This window comes from Pseudomonas sp. REP124, assembly GCF_020164475.1.
GTDB lineage: Bacteria > Pseudomonadota > Gammaproteobacteria > Pseudomonadales > Pseudomonadaceae > Aquipseudomonas.
Map to the genome: position 1 here is coordinate 102,526 of NZ_JAIQWX010000002.1, position 21,679 is coordinate 124,204.

Sequence of the window (21,679 nt, forward strand, 5' to 3'; positions counted from 1 at the left end):
GCACTTGATATGGCCTGATGAAGTCAATGTAACTCAGGCCATCTCCCTTTCTTTCATCCAATCCCGCGGGCTGTACCCGGTCTTTCGCCGAAATGCCCGCGCCAGCGCCGATGGACTTTCATAACCGACCTCAGTGGCGATCAGCGCAATCGGTCGCCCTTCACGCAGACGCTTCTGCGCCAGGCTGATCCGCCAACTCAACAGATAATCCGCAGGCGTCTGCCCGATCACCGTGCGGAAATGCACGGCATAGGCGGCACGGGACATGTTCGAGGCACGGGCCAGCTCTTCGATCGACCAGCCGTGCTGAGGCGTGTCGTGCATCTGCATCAGCGAACGCGCCAGCCGCGCATCGGCGAGCCCGGCCATCATGCCGGTGTGCAACTGGTGGTGATCGAGCAGATGGCGGAACAGCAGGACGATCAATAGCTCGAACAGGCGATTGAGCGCCACCTCCCTGCCGCAGTGCACTTCGGCTGCCTCGGCGAACATCCACTTCAACACGTCGGCCAGCAGCGGCAACTCATCCAGCGAAAGCACCAGACAATCGGGCAGCGAAGCCGTCAACGGGTTATCGACGCCGCCCTCGAACTCCATGGACGCACACAACAGTTGAGCGCCCTCGGGATTACCACCCAACAGGTGATGGCGGCTGGGCCGTGGAAGAAAAATCAGGCTGGGCCGGGTCAGCAAAATTTCCTTGCGATCAGTTCCCCGCAAAGTGACGGAACCGGCCTGCAGCAGATGAATATGCCCCAGCTGATCCGCCCCGCCGTACGACGCCTTGCCGCAAAGCCTGTCGTTGTAGAACAGGCTTGCGCGCACACCGAACTGCAACAGCAACGTGGACAGGCGATCCATGGAAAATCTCTTGGCGAAGTGGAAATGCATCGATCATAGCACCGGCGATTTGCGCACTATCGGACGCCTACAGGGCTGGAGTTGCCCACGACCACGCCATCCACCGTTTGCCCGTAGAAGCACTGCTCCCCGTGATGAAACGCATTGGCCGTGCTGGTCAGATTGCCGTTGAACCGCGGATCCTGCGGGCGTTGCTGGCTGTTGATCCAGGCGGCTACGTCCCAGGCCTGTTGTGGTTCGAGCTGGACGGATTTGCCCAGCGGCATGTTCTCGAAGATGAATTGCGCAGCGGTGTTGATCCGGTGCATGCCGGCGCCCAAGTTGTAGGAGTCATCGCCCCAGAGTGCCGGCATCACCGGTACGCCGGCCATCGCGGTGCCCTCGCCGTTTGCGCCATGACAGATGGCGCAGTGTTGCGTGTACACCTGTCGCCCGCGATCAGGCGACGGCGGTGACGGTGGTGCGGGAATGGTGGCAAAGCCCCGGCCCGGCATGTTCTGACGATCCGCCTGCTGCGCGATCGGCGCTGGCAGCGAGAGTGACTGGCCGTTGCCGCCCAACTGCAGTTGCTGGTCGCTCAGCTCCGGGACGGGGGCGTCAGGCTTGCCGGCCTTGTCCAGCAATCCGCCCATCAGCATCCAGTACGAATACGCCGACAGCGCTACCACTTCCGGCGAATCCAGGGCCGGTGCCTTGCCGTTCATCGAGTAGTTGAAACAGCCCTGAATCCTTTCGGCGAAGGTATCGATGCGATTGTCTTTGGCGCGGAAGGACGGATAGGCGAGATAGGCCGCCCACAAGGGCGCCGACCAGGCTTTTGCGCCGTTGCCCAGATGGCAATTGGCGCAGTTGAGCTGGTTGCCGACGTAGCGGCCTTTGAGTTGCTGAGTGTTGACGAACAGCTCGTAGCCTCGGCGCACCTTGTCGCCGAAATCGCCTTTTGGGACGGTTGTCAGCGCTCGTGGTGTGAAGTCCAAAGGCGCCTTGGGCTGGGCCTGGAGTTCCACGCTCATGTCCGGTTGTGCGGCCATGCCCTGCGTCACAAAGGTCAGCCAGACCAAGGCCAGCCACACCGCCATCGAACCTCGCCATGAAGTCATCGGCTTGTGCTCCTTATCGAATCCCGGAGAGGTAACTGGACAGTGCATCGATATCGCCCGCGCTCAACTTGCGGGCGACGTTGCCCATCAGATCGTCCGGGTCGCCGCTGCGTTGCCGGCTTTGCCAGGCCAGGAGCTGTTCCTTCAGATAGGCCGCCTGTTGCCCGGCAAGCCTGGGAAACGCACCGCCGCCCACCGCAGAAGGGCCATGACAGCTGTAGCAGGCGGGAAGATCGCGTTGCAGGTCGCCTTGGTAGTAAAGCTGCTCTGCGGGCGTGGATGCGATCTGCTCGCCGCGCAATTGGAGCCTGGGCGTCGTGCCCTGACTGGCGAAATAGGCGGCGACCTGATTGCGTAACGTCGCATCGCTGTAGCCTTGGGCAATGGCCGACATCACCGGATTGCTGCGCCGGCCGGCGATGAAGTTTTCGATCTGGGCGCTGATGTAAGAGGCCGAAAGCCCGGCAAGCATCGGCGCCTGAGGCGTCCCTTCACCGGTGGCGCCATGGCAGGCAACACAGGCCTGAGCCTGTGGCGGCATCTCCACAGCGCTCGCCTGCACCACCATCCACGCGCCCAACAGCACGATGACCTTGGCAATCGGCATATCGCCTCTCCAATCACGAGGGAACCCTCACCAACTGTAGAAGCAATACCCGCAAACAACACAAAACCCCTGTGGTGGCGATCATGCAGAAAGTCCGCACTGACCTATAGTGAATCTTCCGCAAATGCAATTAACCAGCATTTACGTTCTCACTCACGCAGCGCGGCATGGAGGTTAGTTCTATGAATGCAAAGCAGGTGTCAGTCCTTACCCTCGCAATACTGGCCAGCTCAAGCGTACTGGCCGCAAAAGCACCCACCAAGCCTGTCGACAAATGGACATGCGGAGACTTCCTGGAGATCGATGAGAAATATCAACCCAATGCGGTGTTCTTTGCCGAAGGGTTCACCAAGGCAGGCAAGCCGGTCGATGCCGTGATGGACGTCGATGGCACGCTCACAGTGACCCCACGGGTCATCGAAGCCTGCACTCAAAATGCCCAGGGGTCATTCGTCGATACGCTCAACAAAGCAAAAGCCAAGTAGTCAATGTGAAAACTGTAGGAGCGAGCTTGCTCGCGAAGGCGTCAGGCCAGCCAGCATCGATGTAGAATGCGCCGGCCTATTCGCGGGCAAGCCCGCTCCCACAGTTTCTTGTGTCGATCACAAAATCTGCGAAGAACACAAAACCCAGTAGGAGCGAGCATGCTCGCGATGGCCGTGAACGATAACGCGGGAAGCCTGATGCCCCGCTGTGTCCCTTCATCCATCGCGAGCAAGCTCGCTCCTACAGTTCGATTCACCCCCCGCCAGTCGATCGCAAAAATGGACTTGCCCCAAACCGCTTTCCCCATGGAGCTTTACCGATGTCCGAACACCGCATCCGCGCCCTCGCCCTGTGCATTTTTCACCATCGCGGAAAAATCCTGGTCAACGAGTTTTACGACGATGTGAATCAACAGACCCTCTACCGCCCCATCGGTGGCGGCATCGAGTTTGGCGAGCGAAGCGCCGAAGCAATCGTCAGGGAAGTGCAGGAAGAGCTGGACCAGTCGATTCACGACCTCCGCCTGCTGGGCACTCTGGAAAGCCTTTTCACCTACGCTGGCAAGCCCGGGCACGAAATCGTCCAAATCTACGACGCAAAATTCGACGACGAACGTGTCTACGAAAACCAGCAGATAGTAGGCCACGAAAGCAACGGCGCCCCCTTTCATGCCAAATGGTGTGACAGCTCGGATTTCAGCCCCACTTCCCCGCTGGTACCTGAAGGCCTGCACGAGCTGCTCAAGGCTCTTTCGTTGCTGGAGTAAACATTCGTCAGTCCAGCCAGCATCAATGTTGAATGTACCGACCTCTTCGCGGGCAAGCCCGCTCCCACAGGTTCTTGTGTCGATAACAAAATCCGCAAACACCCCCAGAAACCTTGTGGGAGCGAGCCTGCTCGCGATGGTGGTCAACGATTACGCGGGATACCTGATACCCCGCGGCGCCAATGCAACCCATCGCGAGCAGGCTCGCTCCCACAGAGACAGCGCAATATCTGTAGATGACCACAGACCCGGACGATTGGGCACTCAGATGCCATAATCAAGGTCCTTTCATATCAGAGCCGCATGAATGACCGTCGAAAGCTACGATCAACTCGCGATTTTCTCGGCTGTGGCTCAAGAGCGTAGCTTCACGCGCGCCGCTGCCCGCCTGGGCATGTCGCAACCGGCCTTGAGCCGGGCCATGCGTCAACTGGAGGAGCGACTGGGGGTGCGGTTGCTGGCTCGCACCACACGCAGTGTTTCCCCCACCGAAGCGGGCGAACATCTGCTTAAGGTGATCGCTCCCAGGTTTGAAGAAATCGACACCGAGCTGGCCTTGCTCAGCGAGTTCCGCGACAAACCGGCGGGCAAATTGCGCATCACCGCCGGTGAGCATTCGGCGATCACGGTCCTGCATCCGGTGCTGGCGAAACTGCTGCCGGACAATCCCGATCTCAACATCGAAATCATCGTTGACTACGGCTTTACCGACATCGTGGCCGAGGGTTTCGACGCGGGTGTTCGCCTGGGCGAGCAAGTGGCCAAGGACATGATTGCCATGCGTATCGGCCCCGACATGCGCATGGCGGTTGTGGGATCTCCGGCCTATTTCGGCCGGTATCCGAAGCCGCTCATTCCGAGTGATCTGATGGCGCATAACTGCATAACCCTGCGTATGCCGACGCACGGCGGTCTCTATCTCTGGGAGTTCGAGAAAGGCGGACAGGAGCTGAAGGTGCGGATCGAAGGCCAACTGGTGTTCAACAACATCGCCATGCGCCTGGAAGCCACTCTTCAAGGGCTGGGGCTGGCGTTCATGCCGGAGGACCTGGTCCAGGAACATGTGGCGCAAGGTCGCCTGATTCGCGTGCTGGAAGACTGGTGCGAACCGTTCTCTGGCTACCACCTCTATTATCCGAGCCGGCGCCAGAGTTCTCCGGCCTTCACGTTACTGCGCGAATCCCTGCGTTATCCGGGTTGATTGGCCTGCACGGTGTCCAGCGCTTCGCCGGCACGCTTGGCCGCAGCGGTATCGCCCTGCTCGGCCAGCACCTGAATCAGTTGGCGCAACTGCGCAACGGTCAAGCCGACCCGCAGGCTGGCCGCCATGTGCGAACGCAGTTGTGACTCGACGCCGGGCGTGGCGGCCAGCGCGGCGACGGTGGCCAGTTCACGGCTCTGCCAGTCCAGGTTGTCACGCTCGAAAATGTCGCCGAACAGGTGCGTCTGCAGGTACTGATTGATCACCGGTACGAAGTCGAACAGCGGCCCCTGGACCGGCGCACCCGCAATGCGTGTCTGGTTCGCCCTGCCCGCCGCCAACAGTTCGTTTCCGACAGGAACAACGCGACCCGGCTCACGCCCCGGATCGTCCTGCACACCGCGCTGCTTGCGTGCCTCGACCACTTTCATCAACTCGCCAAGCGCATTGAGACTGCGAGGAAAACCGCTGTAGGCATAGAGCTGCACGAGGATTTCCTTCGCCTCGCTGACACTCAGCCCCGCATCCAGTCCCTGGTTCAACGCCGCATTGAGCACCGGCATGTTGCTGGTGGCCATGGCGGCAGCAATTGACGGGATCGCCCGCTGCTTCGCGGACAGTGTTTGCGAAACCGGTGGCGCAACAGCTGGGGTCGACGTGCCACGAGCGTTGTACTGCTCATCGGTGACCTTTTCCAGCCAGTTCACGTTCTTGCCATCCACCGTGCCCGTCACGGCCAGGTGCGTCATGGCGCTCGCCGGGGCGGCGCCATGCCAGTGCTTGACGCCCGGCGGGCAGACGATCACGTCGCCCGGATGGATTTCCTGCACAGGCTTGCCCCATTCCTGGATCAGACCTAGGCCGGACGTCACCACCAACCGCTGTCCTGCGGGATGGGTGTGCCAGGCCGAACGCGCACCCGGTTCGAAGCTGACGTAAGCGCCGGAAGCATTGATCTCGTCCGAGGCGGGAAACAGCGGATCGACACGTACACGCCCGGTGAAATAATCCGCCGGCCCCGCCATCGATGCCTGGCTGCCGGCTCGGCTGATCTGCTGTTCGGTGCGGCGAGATTCATCGGCACTGCCTGCACCGGCGGCGTCGGCAAAAGGCGCTGCAGCGCAGACCGCGATGCCTATCAAGGTATTTTTCATGAGGAGGTATCCGTTCAAGTCAGCGAGTTCTGGATTAAAGAGTTCTGGCGTAAAAAGCGGTCAACTGGCCCATCGCGACGTCCACGTATTCCGGCACCCAATAGGTCTCGATATGGGTCGCGCCATCGATGGTGAACAGTTGTTTGTCCTGGGTGCCGGCGGCCTTGGCGAAGGCTTGCTGTGACATGTAAAGACTGTCGGCCTTGCTGCCAGCGATCATCAGCAATGGCTTGTCGATCAACTCGATCTGGTTCGTTGCGTCGAAGCGCATCAGATCCAGCAGGCTGCTCTGGTTGTAACGGAACGTCGAGTTAGGGTGGGCGTGGGTCTTACCGTAGTACTCGAAACCCTGGCGATACAGGTCGAACGGCAGTTTGGCGATCTGCTCATCGGTCAGTTTGGCGTCGCCGACGTAGAGAATTTCACCGCCAGCCACTTCCTGGGCGCGGGCTGCCGACGCCTGTTGCAGGCGTTCCTCGACAGTGGAAATTTGCGAGTCCTGATAGCCGTTACGGCGAACCAGTCCGGAGTTGAACATGCTCAAGGTCGCGATTGACTGGAAGCGCTTGTCGGTCTGCGCCGCCGCCAATGAGTAACCGCCACCGCCGCAGATACCGAGCAAGCCCAGACGCCTGCTGTCGACGCCGGGATAGCGGGCGATGAAGTCCGCCATACCGTGGATGTCTTCGATGCGGTTGGCAGGCTTGTCGACATTACGCGGCTCGCCACCACTGGCCCCCTGATACGCCGCATCCGCCGTGATCGTGATGTAGCCCTGATCCGCCAGGCGCTGGGCATACAGGCCCGCGACCTGTTCTTTCACCCCACCATTGGGATGCGCCACGACCACCACCGGGTATTTTTTCGCCACGTCATAGTTGGCCGGCGTGTAGACGTTGGCGGCAATGTCCAGGCCATTGAGCTTGTAGGTGACCGGATGGAGGTTGACCTTGCCGGGTTCGTTCTTCGTCAGCGCGCCACCGTAGGTCAGGGTGAACGGGTTCTGTTTGTAGTCCGCAGCCTCGGCATCGACGCCAGCCATGCCAAGCATGGCGGCCATCAATGTAGCCTTCAGGGTGATGCGGCTTTTGATTGTCGCCAGCCAACCGGAGCCCGGAGCGTTGATAACCGGCGAAGCGTGATGGCGGAAGAAATACTGAATCATTGCTTGCTCTCGATTTGATATCGCAGAGAAGCAACTTACCGCTCACGAATTGATCGATAAACAGCGCCAATCACATAGCACTGATATCAAAATCACATAAATCAAAGGCATTTCAGGGCTGACCAAAATCCTTCGAGCGCCTTCAAAACCTGTGGGAGCCGGGCTTGCCCGCGAAGGCGTCAGGTCAGCCAGCATCAATGTTGGATGTGCCGGCCTCTTCGCGAGCAAGCCCGCTCCCACAGTTTCTTGCGTCGATCATAAAACCCGCAAACAACCCGAAACCTGTGGGAGCGTGGCTTGCCCGCGAAGGCGTCAAGTCAGTCAACATCAAGGTTGAATGTGCCGGCCTCTTCGCGGGCAAGCCCGCTCCCACAGGTCTCTGTGATACCCGAAGTGCCTTCAACGCCCCGTCAGTTTGAATTTCTCCGCATTGCTGGCAGGTGTCGCGACGTCTGGGGCCAGGTGATCATGGGCCTGCACGAACGGGTGATGGTTGTGGTGGGTGTACGGCCAGGAGGTCAGGTCGGTGTCGATTTCCGGGCTGGACGGTGGAGCGGCCAGTTCTTCCAGGTGCAGGATGATGTCATCGGGCTTGAGTACCAGCACATCACTGTCCAGCGCATCCAGCACCATCTCGGCGGTGTTGCCGACCAGGGTGCCGCTCAGCCCCGAACGCCCGACGCTGCCGATCACCGTGACAGCTGCTTCAAGCTTGTGCGCCAAGAAGGGAATCAGCACTTCGGCCGGGCCTTCCTCGATGTGCAGGCGCGAATCGCTGATGTTGAACTCGGCCTGAAACCTCAGGCACAGCTCGCGGTAATACGCGTGGATGCTTTCCTTGAGCTGAAAGATCGGGTCGCTGGAGGACAACATGGGATAGGGATGGGCGCTGATCATGTGCAGCGTGCCACCGGCCAGTTTGGCGATGTCATAGCCATGGCTGACGACGCCAGAGTGCAACACGTGATGCTCCACGTCACCGCTGCCGACATCCACGGCCACCAGAACGATGCCGCCCATCCAGGGCCGGGCGGTTTTCACCATCAGCACGGGGCTGGGGCAATACCGCAGCAGCTTCCAGTCATCGGGGGTGAGAAAGGCCTTGATCAGCGGGTTGTCGGGCAGGTGCTGCTTGATCACCAGGCCGCAGCCTTCGGCCTGTTGCGCGGCGATGATGGTCTTGTGTGCACTGCCCTGCCAGTCGTGCTGGGCACTGACACTCAAACCTTCCTGCACGAGGGAATCCTGTAGCTGACTCAGCCATGGAGAATGATGATTGCCCTTTTCACATGCCAGCAGATGCAGATGTGAGCGGGTGGAGTTCGCGATCATCCTGGCGCGGTCCAGAATCAGATCACCGGATTGCCGGGAATTCACGACCACTAGAGTATTTCGAATTGTGTGCATAAACATCTTCCCGGGTGTTCCACTACAGTTACACACAGAGACTTAGTTGTAATACCAAGGGAACACTATTCATTAACTGAACTTGCTGATGCTCTTACTACCGGAAAATAAAGAGCGTCAGCGCTCACCGCGTCATTAGTTCACGGATAGCACACATAATCCTTGTGGCTTTGATCGGGCTTCTCCCCGGACCACGGCCTGTTCGCGTGAGTCACGGGGTGGCCATTATGCTGGCTACTTCAGAAAAAGTTCCAACTATTTATCGGCAAAATTAGTTTATTTTTATCTAAGAACAACGTCAGCTAAAGCGGATCAGATCTTATGCAAGAGACTGAACACTATTAACAAGTTCGACTTCTGCCGCATTACTGACAGCTTTGAATTTGGCCTGCCAAAATGTAACAGGAGCAAAGTTCGCAAACGAACTCGCTCCTGCATCGCGCTCATTAATCGTAGAACGGTTCAACCAACTCACGGCTGCCGACAAAAAAACTGTCAGCCACCAGCCGCAACGGCTGCAGGTCCAGATCGCTGGCCTTGTCGCGGATCAGCTGCTGGAAATGCCGGTACACCGCCGCGTACTCGCCCTCCTCCGAAACGCTCTGGCGCACGCCATCGATGCTCAACAGCGCACCACCGTTGTCGAGGCGCAGCACGCCTTCGGCGCAACGAATCTCGATGCTCCACAGCTCGTCATGACCATGATCGAAATCGAACTCCGCACGCACATCCAAGTGGTGCGCGTCAGACATCTTGATGGAGGCGGCAATCGGCGATTGGCAGTTGCTCGGCACGCGCAGTTCGGCAGCCTCGACGAACAACGGCAGCGGCAGCAGATGAGTGACAATCGACAGCGCATTGATGCCCGGATCGAACACGCCCAGGCCACCGGGCTGCCAGATCCACGCCTGGCCGGGGTGCCATTTGCGCACGTCTTCCTTCCAGTCGATCTGTACGCTTTGCAGGGTGCGGCTGGCCAGCCAGTCGCGGGCGGCTTCGATGCCGGGGGCGTAGCGCGAATGCCAGGCGAACAGGCCGCTGACACCCTGCTCCTTGGCCTGACTCGCCAACGCCATCGCCTCACCCAGGGTGGCGCAAGGCGGCTTTTCCACCAGCACATGTTTGCCCGCGGCTAGCGCCTGTTGGACCAGAGCAAAACGGCCCTGAGGCGGTGTGCAGAACGCGATTGCGTCAACCTGCGGGCCTTTCTCGAGCAATTCGCTCAGGGACTTGAAGTTCTCAACCGTGGGGCAAGGCTGGCCCTGGGTCGCGACAGCCACCAACTGGAACGCGGGATTGGCGCTGATGGCGGGGACGTGCTGGTCCTGGGCAATCTTGCCGTAGCCCACCAGACCGAGACGGATCGGATGCATCGGTGACTCCTGATTATTGTTTTTACATGCGAGCCGGCGAGATTACCGCTTGTACGACGACAAAGTCATTGAACAACTTCGCATCTCAGTAATCGGGGAACTGATCGAGATAACAGACCGGCGAACTGTATTCGCGCTCTTCCTCCAGATCCTCCAGTAGCCACGCCGCTTTTGTGGCCGCTTTTGTAGCAGCTGCCGAAGGCTGCGTCCGACTGCGCAGCAGTCGTGAGACCTGCGCATGCGTTCTTCCTGTCAGACCGAAGTATCCGAATTGGCGTCTGCTGCGCAGCCGGACGCAGGCTTCGTCAGCTGCTACAAGGTCCGTGGTCATCGTTCAGCCCCTCCATTCACGGGGGCTGACGCCGGTCTTGCGGCGAAACGCCCGCGCCAGCGCCGACGGGCTTTCATAGCCCACCTCCTCGGCGATCAAGGCAATCGGCTTGCCCTCGCGCAAGCGCTTCTGCGCCAGGCTGATGCGCCAGCTCACCAGATAATCCACCGGTGCCTGACCGACCACGCGTTTGAAGTGTTCGGCGAAGCTGGCCCGGGACATGTTCGCCAGCACCGACAGCTCGGCCACGCTCCAGGCCTTGGCCGGCGCTTCGTGCATCTGGCTCAGAGGCCTTGCCAGACGCGCATCCGCAAGACCCGCCATCATCCCCGGTTGCTGGTTGCGTGTGCTCAGGATATGCCGCAACAACAGAATCACCAGCAGCTCGAACAGCCGATCCATTACCGCTTCGCGGCCGCAGGTGCCGTCGAACGCCTCGTTGAACAACCACTCAAGGGTGCTGGCCAGGGTCGGGATTTCATCGAGCTTGAGCACCAGATAATCCGGCAATGCCATGGCCAGGGCATTGCCCGAGCCGCCGTCGAAATTCAGCGACGCGCACACCAGTTGCGTGCCGGACGCTTCGGTGGCGAACAGACGATGGCGATACGGCCTGGGGAAAAAGATCAGGGTTGGCTCGGTCAGGTGCAGCTCGCGCTCATCGGCAAGCTTCAGGCCGACCTCGCCGGCCTGCAGCAGGTGCACGTGGCCCCCGGTCTGGCTGCCATCGAAGGCCGTCACGCCGCAGAACGTACCGCTGTGAAAGGTGCCGGCGTTGACGCCGAAATGCGCAAGCAAGGTGGACAAGCGATCCATGGAGAGGCTCCCGGGAGCAGTTCTGGACGATCTGTCGCATATCGTCGACGATTTGCATCCAATTGACCAGCCCGAATCAATAGCATGACCTCCGTACCCAGCGCCCATCGCGCTTCAAACCGGAGAATCACCATGACTCGCATTGTCCCAGTTGAACACGCTACCGACGCCACCCGCCCATTCCTGGAAGGCGTGGAGAAGAAAATCGGCTTCCTGCCCAACGTATTCCGCGTACTGGCCCACGCCCCGGCGGTGCTGGCCTCGTACATGCAAAACTCGGCGGCACTGGGCAAGACGTCCCTGAGCGCCACCGAGAAGGAAGCAATCTCCCTCGCCACCTCTCAAGTCAACGGCTGCGACTACTGCCTGGCGGCCCACACGCTGTTCGCCGGCAAGGCCGGGATGTCCAGCCAGGAGATTCTCAGCGCCCGTGAAGGCAAGCTCGATGCCTTCGCCTTGCTCGCCCGCCAGATCACCGAAAGTCGCGGCCACTTGACCAGCGACCAGATCGCCGCCGCCCGCGCCGCCGGGATCAACGACGCGAAGATCGTTGAAGTGGTGGCGCATGTGGCGTCGCAGACGCTGACCAACTACCTGAACAACGTGGCGTTGACTGATATCGATTTTCCCGCAATCCAAGCCTGACTTCTGCTCTCTGTAGGAGCGAGCACGCGCGCGATGGTCGCCAACGATAACGCTGGCTGCCTGATGCCCCGCGGTGTCTGGACCACCATCGCGAGCATGCTCGCTCCTACAGTTAATCTTTACCGGAGACTAATGATGAACACCGTAACCCTCTACACCACCGACACCTGCCCCTACTGCCGCAACGCCAAATCCCTGCTGGCCAGCAAAGGCGTCGCCATGCAGGAAATCAACGTCCAGCGCACGCCGGGCAAGCTTGAGGAAATGATCGAACGCAGCGGCCGCCGCACCGTGCCGCAGATATTCGTTGGCGACATCCACATCGGCGGCTTCGACGACCTGGCCAAGCTGGATCGCCAGGGTGGTTTGATGTCGATGCTGGCCTGAACAGCCACACCGCGCCCCCCTGTAGGAGCGAGCTTGCTCGCGATGGTCGTCAACGATGACGCGGGCTGCCTGAATGCCCGCAGTGACTGAACTTCCATCGCGAGCAAGCTCGCTCCTACAGAATTTGCGGTGTTTTTGGGGACGCCTTCGCGGGCAAGCCTCGCTCCTACGGATTTTTCGCGTGGGATCAGACTTCATTACAAACATGTCATCGACTTGTCAGCGTAACCCGCACCCTCGCTTCATAAAGTGAGGCCGTCAGTCACCCACGCCGGGTGACGCGCCTTCCACTGATGATGACAAGGGTCTACACCATGAATCCATTGAGCAAACTCTGCCTGATCGCCGCCAGCCTCTTCGTGCTGGGCACCGGCTCGGCCATGGCCGCGACTACGACCGCACCGGTCAAGGCCAATAACGTCGTGCTGGTCCACGGCTCATGGGCCGATGGGTCCAGCTGGGCGGATGTGATCAGCCGCTTGCAGGCTGCCGGCTTGCATGTAACCGCCGTGCAAAACCCGCTGACCTCGGTCGCCGATGACGTTGCCGCCACCAAGCGAGTGCTTGATCAGCAGGACGGCCCCACCGTACTCGTAGGCCACTCCTACGCAGGCACCGTCGTCAGCGAGGCCGGGATCGATCCGAAAGTCAGCTCGCTGGTCTACGTCGCGGCCCGCGCACCGGATGCCGGTGAAGACTTCGTCGCCCTGTCGGCCAAGTACCCGACCATGCCGGTTCGCGCCGGAACCGAAGAGCACGACGGCTACGTCAGCCTCAAGCAAGACGCTTTCCTCAAATACTTCGCCAGCGACGTGCCGCACGACAAGGCGATGCAATTGTTCGCCGTGCAGCAACCGATCGCCAAGACCCTGTTCACCGACCGCACCGATGCCGCTGCCTGGCACAGCAAACCGTCCTGGTACGCGGTATCCACTCAGGACCAGACCATCAACCCGGACCTGGAACGCTTCCTCGCCAAACGCATGGGTGCGACCACCATCGAGCTGCCGTCCAGCCACCTGTCGCTGGTCTCCCACTCCAAGGAGATCGCTGATCTGATCCTCGCGGCCGCTGGTCGCCAGCCGTAACCGACGGCCATTTATTACAGTTTTGTCATCGAACTGTTGGTCGGCTGTCCGGATCGCCCACGTAATCTGAACTCACTGACCGGCCAACCTCGGACAGCCATCCAAACCCTGAATAGAGAGACTCATCATGAAACTTCTGATCCTTGGTTTTGCCGCCCTGCTCGCCACCGGCTCGGCGTTTGCCGACACCCAAAGCAGCGCCCCGATCATCCACGACAAAGACTCAGCCTACGTCCACCTCGACGTGGCCAAGGTGCTGGGTGAAACCGACATCTCTCAAAAATGCGGCGTCGTTCCTGCCCAATTGAGCTACCTCGACCACCAGAATCGCCAGCATGAACTTGACTATCTGGTACAGGGCAGCGGTTGCACCAACGATCACTGATCGTCCCCCTGCGTACCGGCGAATGAACGGGCTACACTGGCGACACTCACGCGCCGCCGTAGCCCGCCTGCGCGAACCTGACTCACCAACTGGCCAGATCCCGATGAACATCCTCGTAGTCGAAGACGAACCCAAGGCCGGTAATTACCTGCAAAACGGTCTGCAAGAGCTCGGCTACACCGTGAGCCTCGCCCGCGACGGTGCCGATGGCCTGCATCTGGCGCTGGAGCATGACTTCGACGTGATCGTGCTGGACGTGATGATGCCGAAAATGGATGGCTGGGAAGTCCTGCGCCGCCTGCGCAAGGAGGCCGATACCCCGGTGCTGTTCCTCACCGCCCGCGATGACATCGCCGACCGCGTCAAAGGGCTGGAACTGGGCGCCGACGATTACCTGATCAAACCGTTTTCCTTCGCCGAACTGGTGGCGCGCCTGCGTACGCTGACCCGCCGTGGCCCCACTCGCGAAGATGAACTACTGCAGATCGAAGACCTGCAGATCGACGTACTCAAACGCCGCGTCACCCGCGCCGGCACGCGCATCACCCTGACCAACAAGGAATTTGCCCTGCTGCACCTGTTCGCCAGCCATCAGGGTGAAGTGCTGTCGCGCTCGATGATCGCCTCCCGGGTCTGGGACATGAATTTCGACAGTGACACCAACGTGGTGGATGTCGCGGTGCGCCGCCTGCGGATGAAGATCGACGACCCGTTCCCGCTCAAGCTGATCCACAGCGTGCGCGGCATCGGTTACCGATTCGACACCCAACCATGAAAATCCTCCCCGGTTTGCGGCACTCCCTGACACTGCGTCTGGCGCTGGTATTTGCGTTTCTCGCCTTCATTTCGCTGACCGCGCTGGGCGTTGCGCTGTACCACGATCTGGAACGCGAGCTGATCCGCCGTGACGACGCGGCGCTGGTCACTCGCATCGATCAACTGCGCACCTTCCTCAACGACAGCAACACCCTGGAGCTGATCCGCACCAAGCCTGCGCTGTTCCAGAACATGCTTGGCAACCGCGAGGCCCTGCTGACCATCGGCGTCCCCGGCAAACCGCCGTTGCTGGTGGTCAATCCGGGCAACCTGAGCATGCCTGCCCTGGCACCGATGCCCCTGGACCACCCCCTGAGTCTGAGCGACGTGCAACATATGCCTGCGGTCAACGGGGTGCCGTTTTCGGCGCTGGCGGCGACGATCGAATCCGATGATCAAGGCGACTTGCAAGTGCTCACCGGGCGTCTGATGACCGAGCGCACCGCAGTGCTCGCCAGTTACCGGCTCAACGTTTACCTGTTCGCCAGCGTGGCGGCGATTCTGCTGGCGTTGTCCGGTTATGTGCTGGTGGATCGCGGTCTGCTGCCGGTGCGGCGCCTGGCCCGGCATGCCCAGGGCATCGACGTCGGCAATCTCAGTGAACGCCTGGACAGCAAAGGTGCGCCTCGGGAACTGCTGCCGATGATCGACGCCTTCAATGCCATGCTCGACCGCCTGGGCAAGGGGTTCGTGCAATTGGGCCAGGTGTCGACGGACATGGCCCATGAACTGCGCACGCCGATCAATAATCTGCTGGGGGAAACCCAGGTCGCGCTGCAACAGAACCGCAGCATCGAGGCCTATCAACAACTGCTCGCCTCCAACGTCGAGGAGCTGGAGCGTCTGGCGCGGATGCTCGACAACATGCTGTTCCTGGCCCGCACCGACCCCTCCAGCGCCCTGAGCCAGCGCCAGGAGCTGGACGCGGCCGAGGAAATGGAACGCATGGCGGATTATTTCGAGGGGCTCGCGGCGGAAGCTGGCATGCACATCGATGCCCAAGGCAGCGGCCTGATCTGGGCCGAACCGATGCTGTTGCGCCGGGCCATGGCCAACCTGTGTTCCAACGCGATCAAATACGGCGCGGCCGATTCCGAACTGACAATCCGCGCCACCCCGGCCGCCGATGGCATTCGCCTGCACGTCAGCAACCACGGCCAGACCATCCCCGCCGAACACCTGCCCCGGCTGTTCGAACGCTTCTACCGCGTCGACCAGTCCCGGGAACGCTCGGCGCAGTCCAATGGGTTGGGGTTGTCGATCGTGGCGACCATCATGCAGTTGCATGACGGGGCGTACAGTGTCAGCAGTGCGGATGGGGTGACGTGTTTCGAACTGTTCTTCCCGGCGCGGCGGTTGGGCGAGTAACACGAAAACCCTGGAACAACGCTGCTCACCTGTGGCGAGGGGGCTTGCCCCCGTTCGGCTGCGCAGCAGTCGTAAAAACTGCATTTGCGTTGCATCTGCAAAACCGCGGCTGCAGATTTTGGGGCCGCTTCGCAGCCCAACGGGGCGGTGCGACGTTTCGACAAGCCCCCTCGCCACAGGCAAGCACTCCTCGCCACAGGTTTATCTTTCACTTGAGAAATGCGCGGCGACATCCATCCAATAATCCCTCACCAATCCAACTCATGACCTAGGCTGAGTGACAAACAACCAGTCGAGTACACCTATGCGTTACGCATTGAGGCTGATGATTGTCATGGTTCTCGCGCTAGGCGGGCCAGATGGCGCGAGGCTGTTGGCGGCGCCGGCGCCCGAGACGCCGGCGGTGAGCATCATCCCGGCCTCGGTCAGCATCTCCGACGCTGATCTGCAAGCCCTGCAAGTACGGCTCAACAATCTCAAGCAGCAGGTCTCGCAGATCAGCAACTACAGCCTGCTGGAAGGTCCGCAGGATCTGGTTCAGGCGCTGATCCGCGAAGTCGATCGCATGAGCGCCCTGCTCCTGCCCGAACAGGCGCAACTGCAAGCGCAACTGGGAGTGCTGAGCCCCACCCCGCTCACCGGCGCCGATCTGGAAAAATCCGAGATCACCAGTCAACTCGCCTCGCTGACCGAGCAGAAAAACCAGATCGACAACAAGCTCAAGAATCTGACGGCGATCAAGGCCAGTGCCGCCGAACTGCTGACCCAGATCGCCGCGATTCGCCGCAGCCTGCTGGAAACCGAAGTCACCCAGCAGACCAAGGGCGTGCTCAACCCCTGGTTCTGGGCACCGCTGTTCGACCTGCCAATGGATGATCGCCAGCGCCTGCGATCGTTCATCAATCAGGCCGGCGACACCCTGCACGCGGCCTGGCAACCGGGTCAGCGCCTGATCACCTTCATGTTGCTGGCGCTGGCTCTGAGCTTCTGGACCCTCGGTCGAGGCCTGGCGGAGCGCGGCCTGACCTGGCTGTGCATTCACCGTGTGCCCGAGGGCCGACTCAGGCGTAGCGCCCTGGCACTGGCTTCGGTGCTCGCCACGGTGATGGCCGCGGCCATTGCCCTGCACCTGCTGTTTTTCGCCCTCACCCGGCAAATGCCGCTGACGCCGCAAATGGCCGGGTTCTCGGAGGATTTCGAAAAGATCGCCTACACCTGCGTGATGATCATCGGTCTGAGCCGCGCGCTGTTGTCGACCCAGCATCCATCCTGGCGTCTGCCACCGATTGCCGATCCGGTGGCATTGGCGATCAAACCCTTCCCGATGCGTTTGTCCTGGCTGCTGCTGACTCTGGTTTCGGTGTCGCAGATCGCCAATGCGACCGGTATGAGTTCCGACGTGGTGATTGCCCTCAGGGGCCTTGTCGCACTGTCGGTTTCAATATTGGTGGGGCTGCTGCTGTGGCGCATCAGCAGAACCCGGCGAGTCATGGCCGCGGCACAACCGGAAGCCGGCAGAACGTTCGCCGGGATGGTTTACACGTTCGTCTGCGCGGCGGTGGTGGTGGCCCTGCTTGCCCTGTTCGTCGGCTACGTGTCGCTGGCACGTTTCATTACCTACGAACTGGTCTGGTTCTTCATCGTCTTTTCCGGTTTCTATCTGTTGATCCAGATCGTCAAGGACGGCTGCGAACACCTGTTTTCACCCCGGCAAGCCACAGGCAAGAGCATCAAGCAGTTAATGGGGATCGGCGATCCGCGCCTCGAGCAGATCTCCACCGTACTGTCCGGTGCCGGTCGTGCGACGCTACTGCTGATTGCGTTCATCACTCTGATAGTGGGTGGGGTGGGATCGACGCTTGAGCAACTGGCGACAAATATCCTGGCGATCCTCGGCGGTGACGGGCTGCGCAAGCTCAACATCGTACCGGGCAACCTGTTGCAGGCGATTTTCGCACTGCTGTTCGGCATCTATCTGATCCGCGCGTTGCGGCGCTGGCTGGACAACGAGTTCCTGCCCAAGACCGAGATGGACCCCGGCATGTGCGCGTCGCTCAGCACGCTGTTCGCCAACATCGGCTACATGCTGGTGGTGCTGCTGATGTTTTCATCGCTGGGGGTGCAATGGACCAATCTGGCGTGGATCGTCAGTGCGCTGTCGGTGGGTATCGGTTTTGGCTTGCAGGAGATCGTGAAGAACTTCATTTCCGGGCTGATTCTGCTGACCGAACGCCCGGTGAAGGTCGGCGACCTGATCAGTATCAGCGGCGTGGAAGGCGATATTCGTCGGATCAACGTACGTGCCACGGAAATCCAGCTGGCGGATCGCTCGATCGTGATCGTGCCCAACTCGCAACTGATCTCGCAGAACCTGCGTAACGTGACATTGGGCGGCAGTGCCCAGGGGGTGGCGACGCTGGAATTGATGTTCCCGCTGGACATCGATCCCGAGGAGGTGCGCAACCTGCTGTACGACGCCTACCTCAAGCACGAATCGATCATCGAAAAACCGGCGCCGTTCGTGCGTTTCAGCCAGCTGAAACCCGAAGGCATCACCCTGACCGTCACCGGCTACGTCAACAGCCCACGCACGGTCGGTGCGATCAAGAGCGAGCTGCTGTTCGAAATTCTCAAGCGGCTGAGTGCCGCGGGGATAGAGCTGGCAAAACCGCCTGCGTCCTGATGGCTCAACACAATCTTGTGGCTGATGGATTCCCTTGTGGCGAGGGGGCTTGGCCCCCGTTGGGCTGCGAAGCGGCCCCAAAAAAATGGGACTGCTGCGCAGTCCAACGGGGGCAAGCCCCCTCGCCACAGTTAGATCCCTCCAACTGCTACTGGATCAATGCGCGATGCAAACCGACTTCAGCTCGGTGTAAGCCTCGATCACCGCACGCCCGAACTCACGCCCCATGCCCGATTGCTTCACGCCACCAAACGGCATGGCCGGGTCGAGCAGGACGTGGGCGTTGACCCAGACGGTGCCGGCTTCGATACGCGGCACCAGGTTCATCGCCTTGCTCAGATCGTTGGTCCACAGGCTCGCGGCCAGGCCGTAGCGGTTGTCGTTGGCCAGTTCAATCACGGCATCTTCATCGTCGAACGGCATCACGCCCAGCACCGGACCGAACACTTCTTCGCGGGCCACGGCCATGCCGTGGTCGATGTCAGCGAGGATGGTCGGCTGGACGAAGAAGCCGTCGCCTTCCAGCAGTTCGCCACCGGTCACTACTCGCGCGCCTTCGCGACGAGCCAGTTCGATGTGCTTGAGCACGCTTTGCTGCTGCTTGCGCGACACCAGCGGGTTGATCGCCGCATCGCAGTTCATGCCCGCGCCGATCGGCATGGCGGAGACCGCCGCTGCCAGGGCTTCGACGAACTTGTCGTGGATCGAGCGGTGCACGTAGAAACGCGAGGCCGCAGCGCAGACCTGACCGTTGTTCAGCAGGCCGCCGAGGATTGCGCCCTGCACGGCTTTCTCGATGTCGGCATCGGCCAGCACGATCATCGGATTCTTGCCGCCCAACTCCAGGGAGAAGCGCGTCATGTTTTCCATGCACGCCACGCCGACGCTCTTGCCCACGGCGGTGGAACCGGTGAAGGACACCTTGCTCACCAGCGGGTGCCGGGTCAGCACGCCGCCCACGTTGGCACCGCCACCGGTGACCACGTTGAACACGCCTGCCGGAATGCCGGCTTCCAGCGCCAGCTCTGCCAGACGCATGGCGGTCAGTGGGGTTTCCATCGCCGGCTTGATGATCACGGTGCAACCGGTGGCCAATGCCGGCATCAGCTTCCAGGCGGCGATCAGCAGCGGGAAATTCCACGGCACGATGCCGACCACCACGCCCACCGGCTCACGCTTGGTGAACGCAGTGAACTTGGCGCCCGGCGGCAGCGGGATCGACACGTCGAAGGTCTGGCCTTCGATCTTGGTCGCCCAACCGGACATGTAGCGCATGAATTCGACGGTGGCGTTCAGGTCCAGCGCGCGGGCCATGTTGATCGACTTGCCCTGGCTCAGGGTTTCCAGTTGCGCCAGCTCTTCGGCGTGCTCTTCCACCAGGCGGGTGAAGTTGAGCAGGATGCGCTCGCGATCGGCCGGACGCAGCGAGGACCAGACACCGGATTTGAATGCCTTGTGCGAGGACTGCACCGCCTGCTCGACGATTGCCAGCGGCGCATCGAGGGTTTCGCACAGGGTCTGGCCGGTGGCCGGGTTGACCACGGCAATGCTCTCGCCTTCGGCAAACACCCACTGACCATCGATAAAGCAGCCGTGACGGCGCTCGAGGAATGCAGCCACCTGCGGCAGAATTTCAACGTTGCTCATAAATCACCTTTTTATTCTTCAGACGAGATGTCCGGGCGCACAGACGGCCCGATCAGTGTTGTTCCTTGAGGTAGCACACGACCGCCTGACGATCGTCGGCGGAGGCCAGCCCCATGTAAGGCATGTAGGTGCCCGGCACGAAGGCCTGGGGTTGCGTGATCAGTTGTTCGATGCTCTCGGCCTGCCAGTCGATGTTCTTGCTGCGCATGGCCTGGGAAAAGTTGAAGCCTTCCAGCGAGCCGGACTTGCGCCCGACCACACCGGCCAGATTCGGCCCCATCATCCCGACCGCACCCTTGCTCACCGAATGACAGACCCCGCACTCATTGGCGAACACTTGCTCGCCCCGGCTCTGAACCGGCGCGCAATCGGCAGCCACGGCGGCCTGGGCCAGGGTGAAAGACAACAGACCCATGAGGGAAAAACGCAGGGCGGTAAACATAGGAAACGACCTTGAAAAATCCACGCGCCCGTCAAAACGAACGCCAACACAGAAAGCGCCAGGACAACGGAGCCCCGGCAGGTTGGAAGGGATTGTCGGCGGTCGGCGAAGCACAGGGTTTGCCCTGCGTGCCAGTTGTGTTGGCGGGGCTGCCAGATCGCTGCGCTTGCATCATTCCTGTGGGAGCGAGCCTGCTCGCGATGGTCGTCAACGATGACGTTGGCTGCCTGACACCCCGCGGTGTTCTGGCATCCATCGCGAGTGTGCTCGCTCCTACAGGTCTTCGTCTGGTTTTAATCCGTAGAACACTAAAATCTCGTCAACTTCCTCTTTCGACAAAGTGGGATCTTTCAGTTCATTGATTGCCATCAACAGGGATGATTCCCGTGTTCTTGATTGTTCTTTTCTGGAAACCAGATAACCATCAACAGGAAGATTGATGATCTCGAACTTGCTTGAAAATAACTTCATGACAGTCCTTTGCATGAATGCTCCGCTCAACGCCGGAACAACCATGCCCAACGGGCTTTGATTCCTTGCCAGCAACCCCACAACCATCGGTTCCAGACGGGCAAGCGTTGACCTCCAACTCATCGTCGTAGTTGAAGAAACTGTCACGTAGAAAGTCGTTCATCATTGCTCGATACCCGTCAGTTGAGAATGTGTCGGGCACATGCTTATTGCTTTTTTGATCAAGTTACAAGCGGGTATTTTTTGACATGTAGGAAACTTCACTCGGCATTAACGGAGAGTTCTTACAGAAGAACGGGAAGCTCTAATTAACCGGATTTACGACACATGCCATTTCACGAATCCGGCAACTGTAGGACGCAGTAGGAGCTTTCCTTCACCACTCCAAAATCCCTGCCCATTGACCCATTTCCTTCAAAACAAAAACCGACAAACGGTCCCCTCCCCTGTAGGAGCGAGCACGCTCGCGATGGTCGTCAA

21 protein-coding genes and 1 pseudogene are annotated in these 21,679 nt (G+C 60.4%); 10 read left to right on the plus strand and 12 right to left on the minus strand.

Annotated features, from left to right (window positions below; all coding sequences use genetic code 11):
• Positions 1-33: 33 nt before the first annotated feature.
• Genes K9857_RS01120 through K9857_RS01130 form a run of 3 tightly spaced genes read right to left on the minus strand, consistent with a single transcriptional unit; the run spans position 34 to position 2,568 of the window.
• Positions 34-861 (minus strand): AraC family transcriptional regulator, encoded by an 828-nt coding sequence (locus tag K9857_RS01120; protein WP_224533070.1) that lies wholly within the window; start codon positions 859-861, stop codon positions 34-36.
• 56 nt (positions 862-917) lie between these two features.
• Positions 918-1,961, minus strand: coding sequence for a c-type cytochrome (locus K9857_RS01125; protein WP_224533071.1), 1,044 nt, complete (start codon positions 1,959-1,961; stop codon positions 918-920).
• 13 nt (positions 1,962-1,974) lie between these two features.
• Complete coding sequence (locus K9857_RS01130; protein WP_224533072.1) at positions 1,975-2,568, minus strand: c-type cytochrome; 594 nt, start codon at positions 2,566-2,568, stop codon at positions 1,975-1,977.
• Positions 2,569-2,750: 182 nt separating this feature from the next.
• Here K9857_RS01130 and hdeA point away from each other — a divergent pair, with 182 nt between their 5' ends.
• The 3 genes from hdeA (at position 2,751) to K9857_RS01145 (ending at position 5,021) form a co-directional block, all read left to right on the plus strand.
• Positions 2,751-3,053, plus strand: a complete 303-nt coding sequence (gene hdeA, locus K9857_RS01135) for an acid-activated periplasmic chaperone HdeA (RefSeq protein WP_224533073.1) — start codon at positions 2,751-2,753, stop codon at positions 3,051-3,053.
• Positions 3,054-3,373: 320 nt separating this feature from the next.
• A complete protein-coding gene (locus K9857_RS01140) occupies positions 3,374-3,820 on the plus strand; it encodes an NUDIX hydrolase (protein ID WP_224533074.1) in 447 nt (148 codons plus the stop codon).
• 307 nt (positions 3,821-4,127) lie between these two features.
• Positions 4,128-5,021 (plus strand): LysR family transcriptional regulator, encoded by an 894-nt coding sequence (locus K9857_RS01145; protein WP_224533075.1) that lies wholly within the window; start codon positions 4,128-4,130, stop codon positions 5,019-5,021.
• Here the strand turns inward: K9857_RS01145 and K9857_RS01150 are convergent.
• From K9857_RS01150 to K9857_RS01175, 6 genes and pseudogenes are all read right to left on the minus strand, one after another.
• Positions 5,009-6,175, minus strand: a complete 1,167-nt coding sequence (locus K9857_RS01150) for a cupin domain-containing carboxymuconolactone decarboxylase family protein (protein ID WP_224533076.1) — start codon at positions 6,173-6,175, stop codon at positions 5,009-5,011. The genes K9857_RS01145 and K9857_RS01150 overlap by 13 nt on opposite strands.
• A 34-nt stretch (positions 6,176-6,209) precedes the next feature.
• Positions 6,210-7,235, minus strand: a complete 1,026-nt coding sequence (locus tag K9857_RS01155; RefSeq protein WP_224533093.1) for an alpha/beta hydrolase — start codon at positions 7,233-7,235, stop codon at positions 6,210-6,212.
• A 657-nt stretch (positions 7,236-7,892) separates the two neighbouring features.
• Positions 7,893-8,747, minus strand: a pseudogene (locus K9857_RS01160) (universal stress protein); the annotation flags it as partial.
• Positions 8,748-9,193: 446 nt separating this feature from the next.
• A complete protein-coding gene (locus K9857_RS01165; protein ID WP_224533077.1) occupies positions 9,194-10,120 on the minus strand; it encodes a Gfo/Idh/MocA family protein in 927 nt (308 codons plus the stop codon).
• An 85-nt stretch (positions 10,121-10,205) separates the two neighbouring features.
• Entirely contained in the window at positions 10,206-10,451 is a 246-nt protein-coding gene (locus K9857_RS01170) for a hypothetical protein (protein WP_224533078.1), read from the minus strand.
• A gap of 3 nt (positions 10,452-10,454) precedes the next feature.
• On the minus strand, positions 10,455-11,267 hold the full coding sequence (locus tag K9857_RS01175; protein ID WP_224533079.1) for an AraC family transcriptional regulator: 813 nt from the start codon (positions 11,265-11,267) through the stop codon (positions 10,455-10,457).
• 132 nt (positions 11,268-11,399) lie between these two features.
• Here K9857_RS01175 and K9857_RS01180 point away from each other — a divergent pair, with 132 nt between their 5' ends.
• The 7 genes from K9857_RS01180 (at position 11,400) to K9857_RS01210 (ending at position 18,639) form a co-directional block, all read left to right on the plus strand.
• Positions 11,400-11,912 carry a carboxymuconolactone decarboxylase family protein gene (locus K9857_RS01180; protein ID WP_224533080.1) on the plus strand — a complete coding sequence of 171 codons (513 nt, stop codon included), beginning with the start codon at positions 11,400-11,402 and terminating at the stop codon, positions 11,910-11,912.
• Positions 11,913-12,047: 135 nt separating this feature from the next.
• Positions 12,048-12,299, plus strand: a complete 252-nt coding sequence (gene grxC / locus K9857_RS01185; protein WP_224533081.1) for a glutaredoxin 3 — start codon at positions 12,048-12,050, stop codon at positions 12,297-12,299.
• 314 nt (positions 12,300-12,613) lie between these two features.
• A complete protein-coding gene (locus tag K9857_RS01190; RefSeq protein WP_224533082.1) occupies positions 12,614-13,387 on the plus strand; it encodes an alpha/beta hydrolase in 774 nt (257 codons plus the stop codon).
• A gap of 127 nt (positions 13,388-13,514) precedes the next feature.
• Positions 13,515-13,772 (plus strand): DUF2790 domain-containing protein, encoded by a 258-nt coding sequence (locus K9857_RS01195; protein ID WP_224533083.1) that lies wholly within the window; start codon positions 13,515-13,517, stop codon positions 13,770-13,772.
• A gap of 103 nt (positions 13,773-13,875) precedes the next feature.
• Complete coding sequence (locus K9857_RS01200; protein WP_224533084.1) at positions 13,876-14,547, plus strand: heavy metal response regulator transcription factor; 672 nt, start codon at positions 13,876-13,878, stop codon at positions 14,545-14,547.
• A complete protein-coding gene (locus tag K9857_RS01205) occupies positions 14,544-15,956 on the plus strand; it encodes a heavy metal sensor histidine kinase (RefSeq protein ID WP_224533085.1) in 1,413 nt (470 codons plus the stop codon). Before K9857_RS01200 ends, K9857_RS01205 begins: the two co-directional genes overlap by 4 nt.
• Positions 15,957-16,260: 304 nt before the next feature.
• Positions 16,261-18,639 carry a DUF3772 domain-containing protein gene (locus tag K9857_RS01210; protein ID WP_224533086.1) on the plus strand — a complete coding sequence of 793 codons (2,379 nt, stop codon included), beginning with the start codon at positions 16,261-16,263 and terminating at the stop codon, positions 18,637-18,639.
• Positions 18,640-18,795: 156 nt separating this feature from the next.
• Here the strand turns inward: K9857_RS01210 and K9857_RS01215 are convergent, their stop codons facing one another.
• The 3 genes from K9857_RS01215 to K9857_RS01225 form a co-directional block, all read right to left on the minus strand.
• Complete coding sequence (locus K9857_RS01215; RefSeq protein ID WP_224533087.1) at positions 18,796-20,286, minus strand: aldehyde dehydrogenase family protein; 1,491 nt, start codon at positions 20,284-20,286, stop codon at positions 18,796-18,798.
• A 52-nt stretch (positions 20,287-20,338) separates the two neighbouring features.
• On the minus strand, positions 20,339-20,728 hold the full coding sequence (locus K9857_RS01220) for a c-type cytochrome (protein WP_224533088.1): 390 nt from the start codon (positions 20,726-20,728) through the stop codon (positions 20,339-20,341).
• 273 nt (positions 20,729-21,001) lie between these two features.
• On the minus strand, positions 21,002-21,346 hold the full coding sequence (locus K9857_RS01225) for a hypothetical protein (RefSeq protein WP_224533089.1): 345 nt from the start codon (positions 21,344-21,346) through the stop codon (positions 21,002-21,004).
• Positions 21,347-21,679 lie beyond the last annotated feature (333 nt).

Coding starts and splice junctions, on each gene's coding strand:
- hdeA (WP_224533073.1), top strand. CDS start 2,751: ATGAATGCAAAGCAGGTGTCAGTCCTTACCCTCGCAATACTGGCCAGC.
- K9857_RS01120 (WP_224533070.1), bottom strand. CDS start 861: ATGGATCGCCTGTCCACGTTGCTGTTGCAGTTCGGTGTGCGCGCAAGC.
- K9857_RS01125 (WP_224533071.1), bottom strand. CDS start 1,961: ATGACTTCATGGCGAGGTTCGATGGCGGTGTGGCTGGCCTTGGTCTGG.
- K9857_RS01220 (WP_224533088.1), bottom strand. CDS start 20,728: ATGTTTACCGCCCTGCGTTTTTCCCTCATGGGTCTGTTGTCTTTCACC.
- grxC (WP_224533081.1), top strand. CDS start 12,048: ATGAACACCGTAACCCTCTACACCACCGACACCTGCCCCTACTGCCGC.
- K9857_RS01190 (WP_224533082.1), top strand. CDS start 12,614: ATGAATCCATTGAGCAAACTCTGCCTGATCGCCGCCAGCCTCTTCGTG.
- K9857_RS01145 (WP_224533075.1), top strand. CDS start 4,128: ATGACCGTCGAAAGCTACGATCAACTCGCGATTTTCTCGGCTGTGGCT.
- K9857_RS01200 (WP_224533084.1), top strand. CDS start 13,876: ATGAACATCCTCGTAGTCGAAGACGAACCCAAGGCCGGTAATTACCTG.
- K9857_RS01215 (WP_224533087.1), bottom strand. CDS start 20,286: ATGAGCAACGTTGAAATTCTGCCGCAGGTGGCTGCATTCCTCGAGCGC.
- K9857_RS01205 (WP_224533085.1), top strand. CDS start 14,544: ATGAAAATCCTCCCCGGTTTGCGGCACTCCCTGACACTGCGTCTGGCG.
- K9857_RS01175 (WP_224533079.1), bottom strand. CDS start 11,267: ATGGATCGCTTGTCCACCTTGCTTGCGCATTTCGGCGTCAACGCCGGC.
- K9857_RS01210 (WP_224533086.1), top strand. CDS start 16,261: ATGCGTTACGCATTGAGGCTGATGATTGTCATGGTTCTCGCGCTAGGC.
- K9857_RS01150 (WP_224533076.1), bottom strand. CDS start 6,175: ATGAAAAATACCTTGATAGGCATCGCGGTCTGCGCTGCAGCGCCTTTT.
- K9857_RS01195 (WP_224533083.1), top strand. CDS start 13,515: ATGAAACTTCTGATCCTTGGTTTTGCCGCCCTGCTCGCCACCGGCTCG.
- K9857_RS01170 (WP_224533078.1), bottom strand. CDS start 10,451: ATGACCACGGACCTTGTAGCAGCTGACGAAGCCTGCGTCCGGCTGCGC.
- K9857_RS01155 (WP_224533093.1), bottom strand. CDS start 7,235: ATGGCCGCCATGCTTGGCATGGCTGGCGTCGATGCCGAGGCTGCGGAC.
- K9857_RS01140 (WP_224533074.1), top strand. CDS start 3,374: ATGTCCGAACACCGCATCCGCGCCCTCGCCCTGTGCATTTTTCACCAT.
- K9857_RS01165 (WP_224533077.1), bottom strand. CDS start 10,120: ATGCATCCGATCCGTCTCGGTCTGGTGGGCTACGGCAAGATTGCCCAG.
- K9857_RS01180 (WP_224533080.1), top strand. CDS start 11,400: ATGACTCGCATTGTCCCAGTTGAACACGCTACCGACGCCACCCGCCCA.
- K9857_RS01130 (WP_224533072.1), bottom strand. CDS start 2,568: ATGCCGATTGCCAAGGTCATCGTGCTGTTGGGCGCGTGGATGGTGGTG.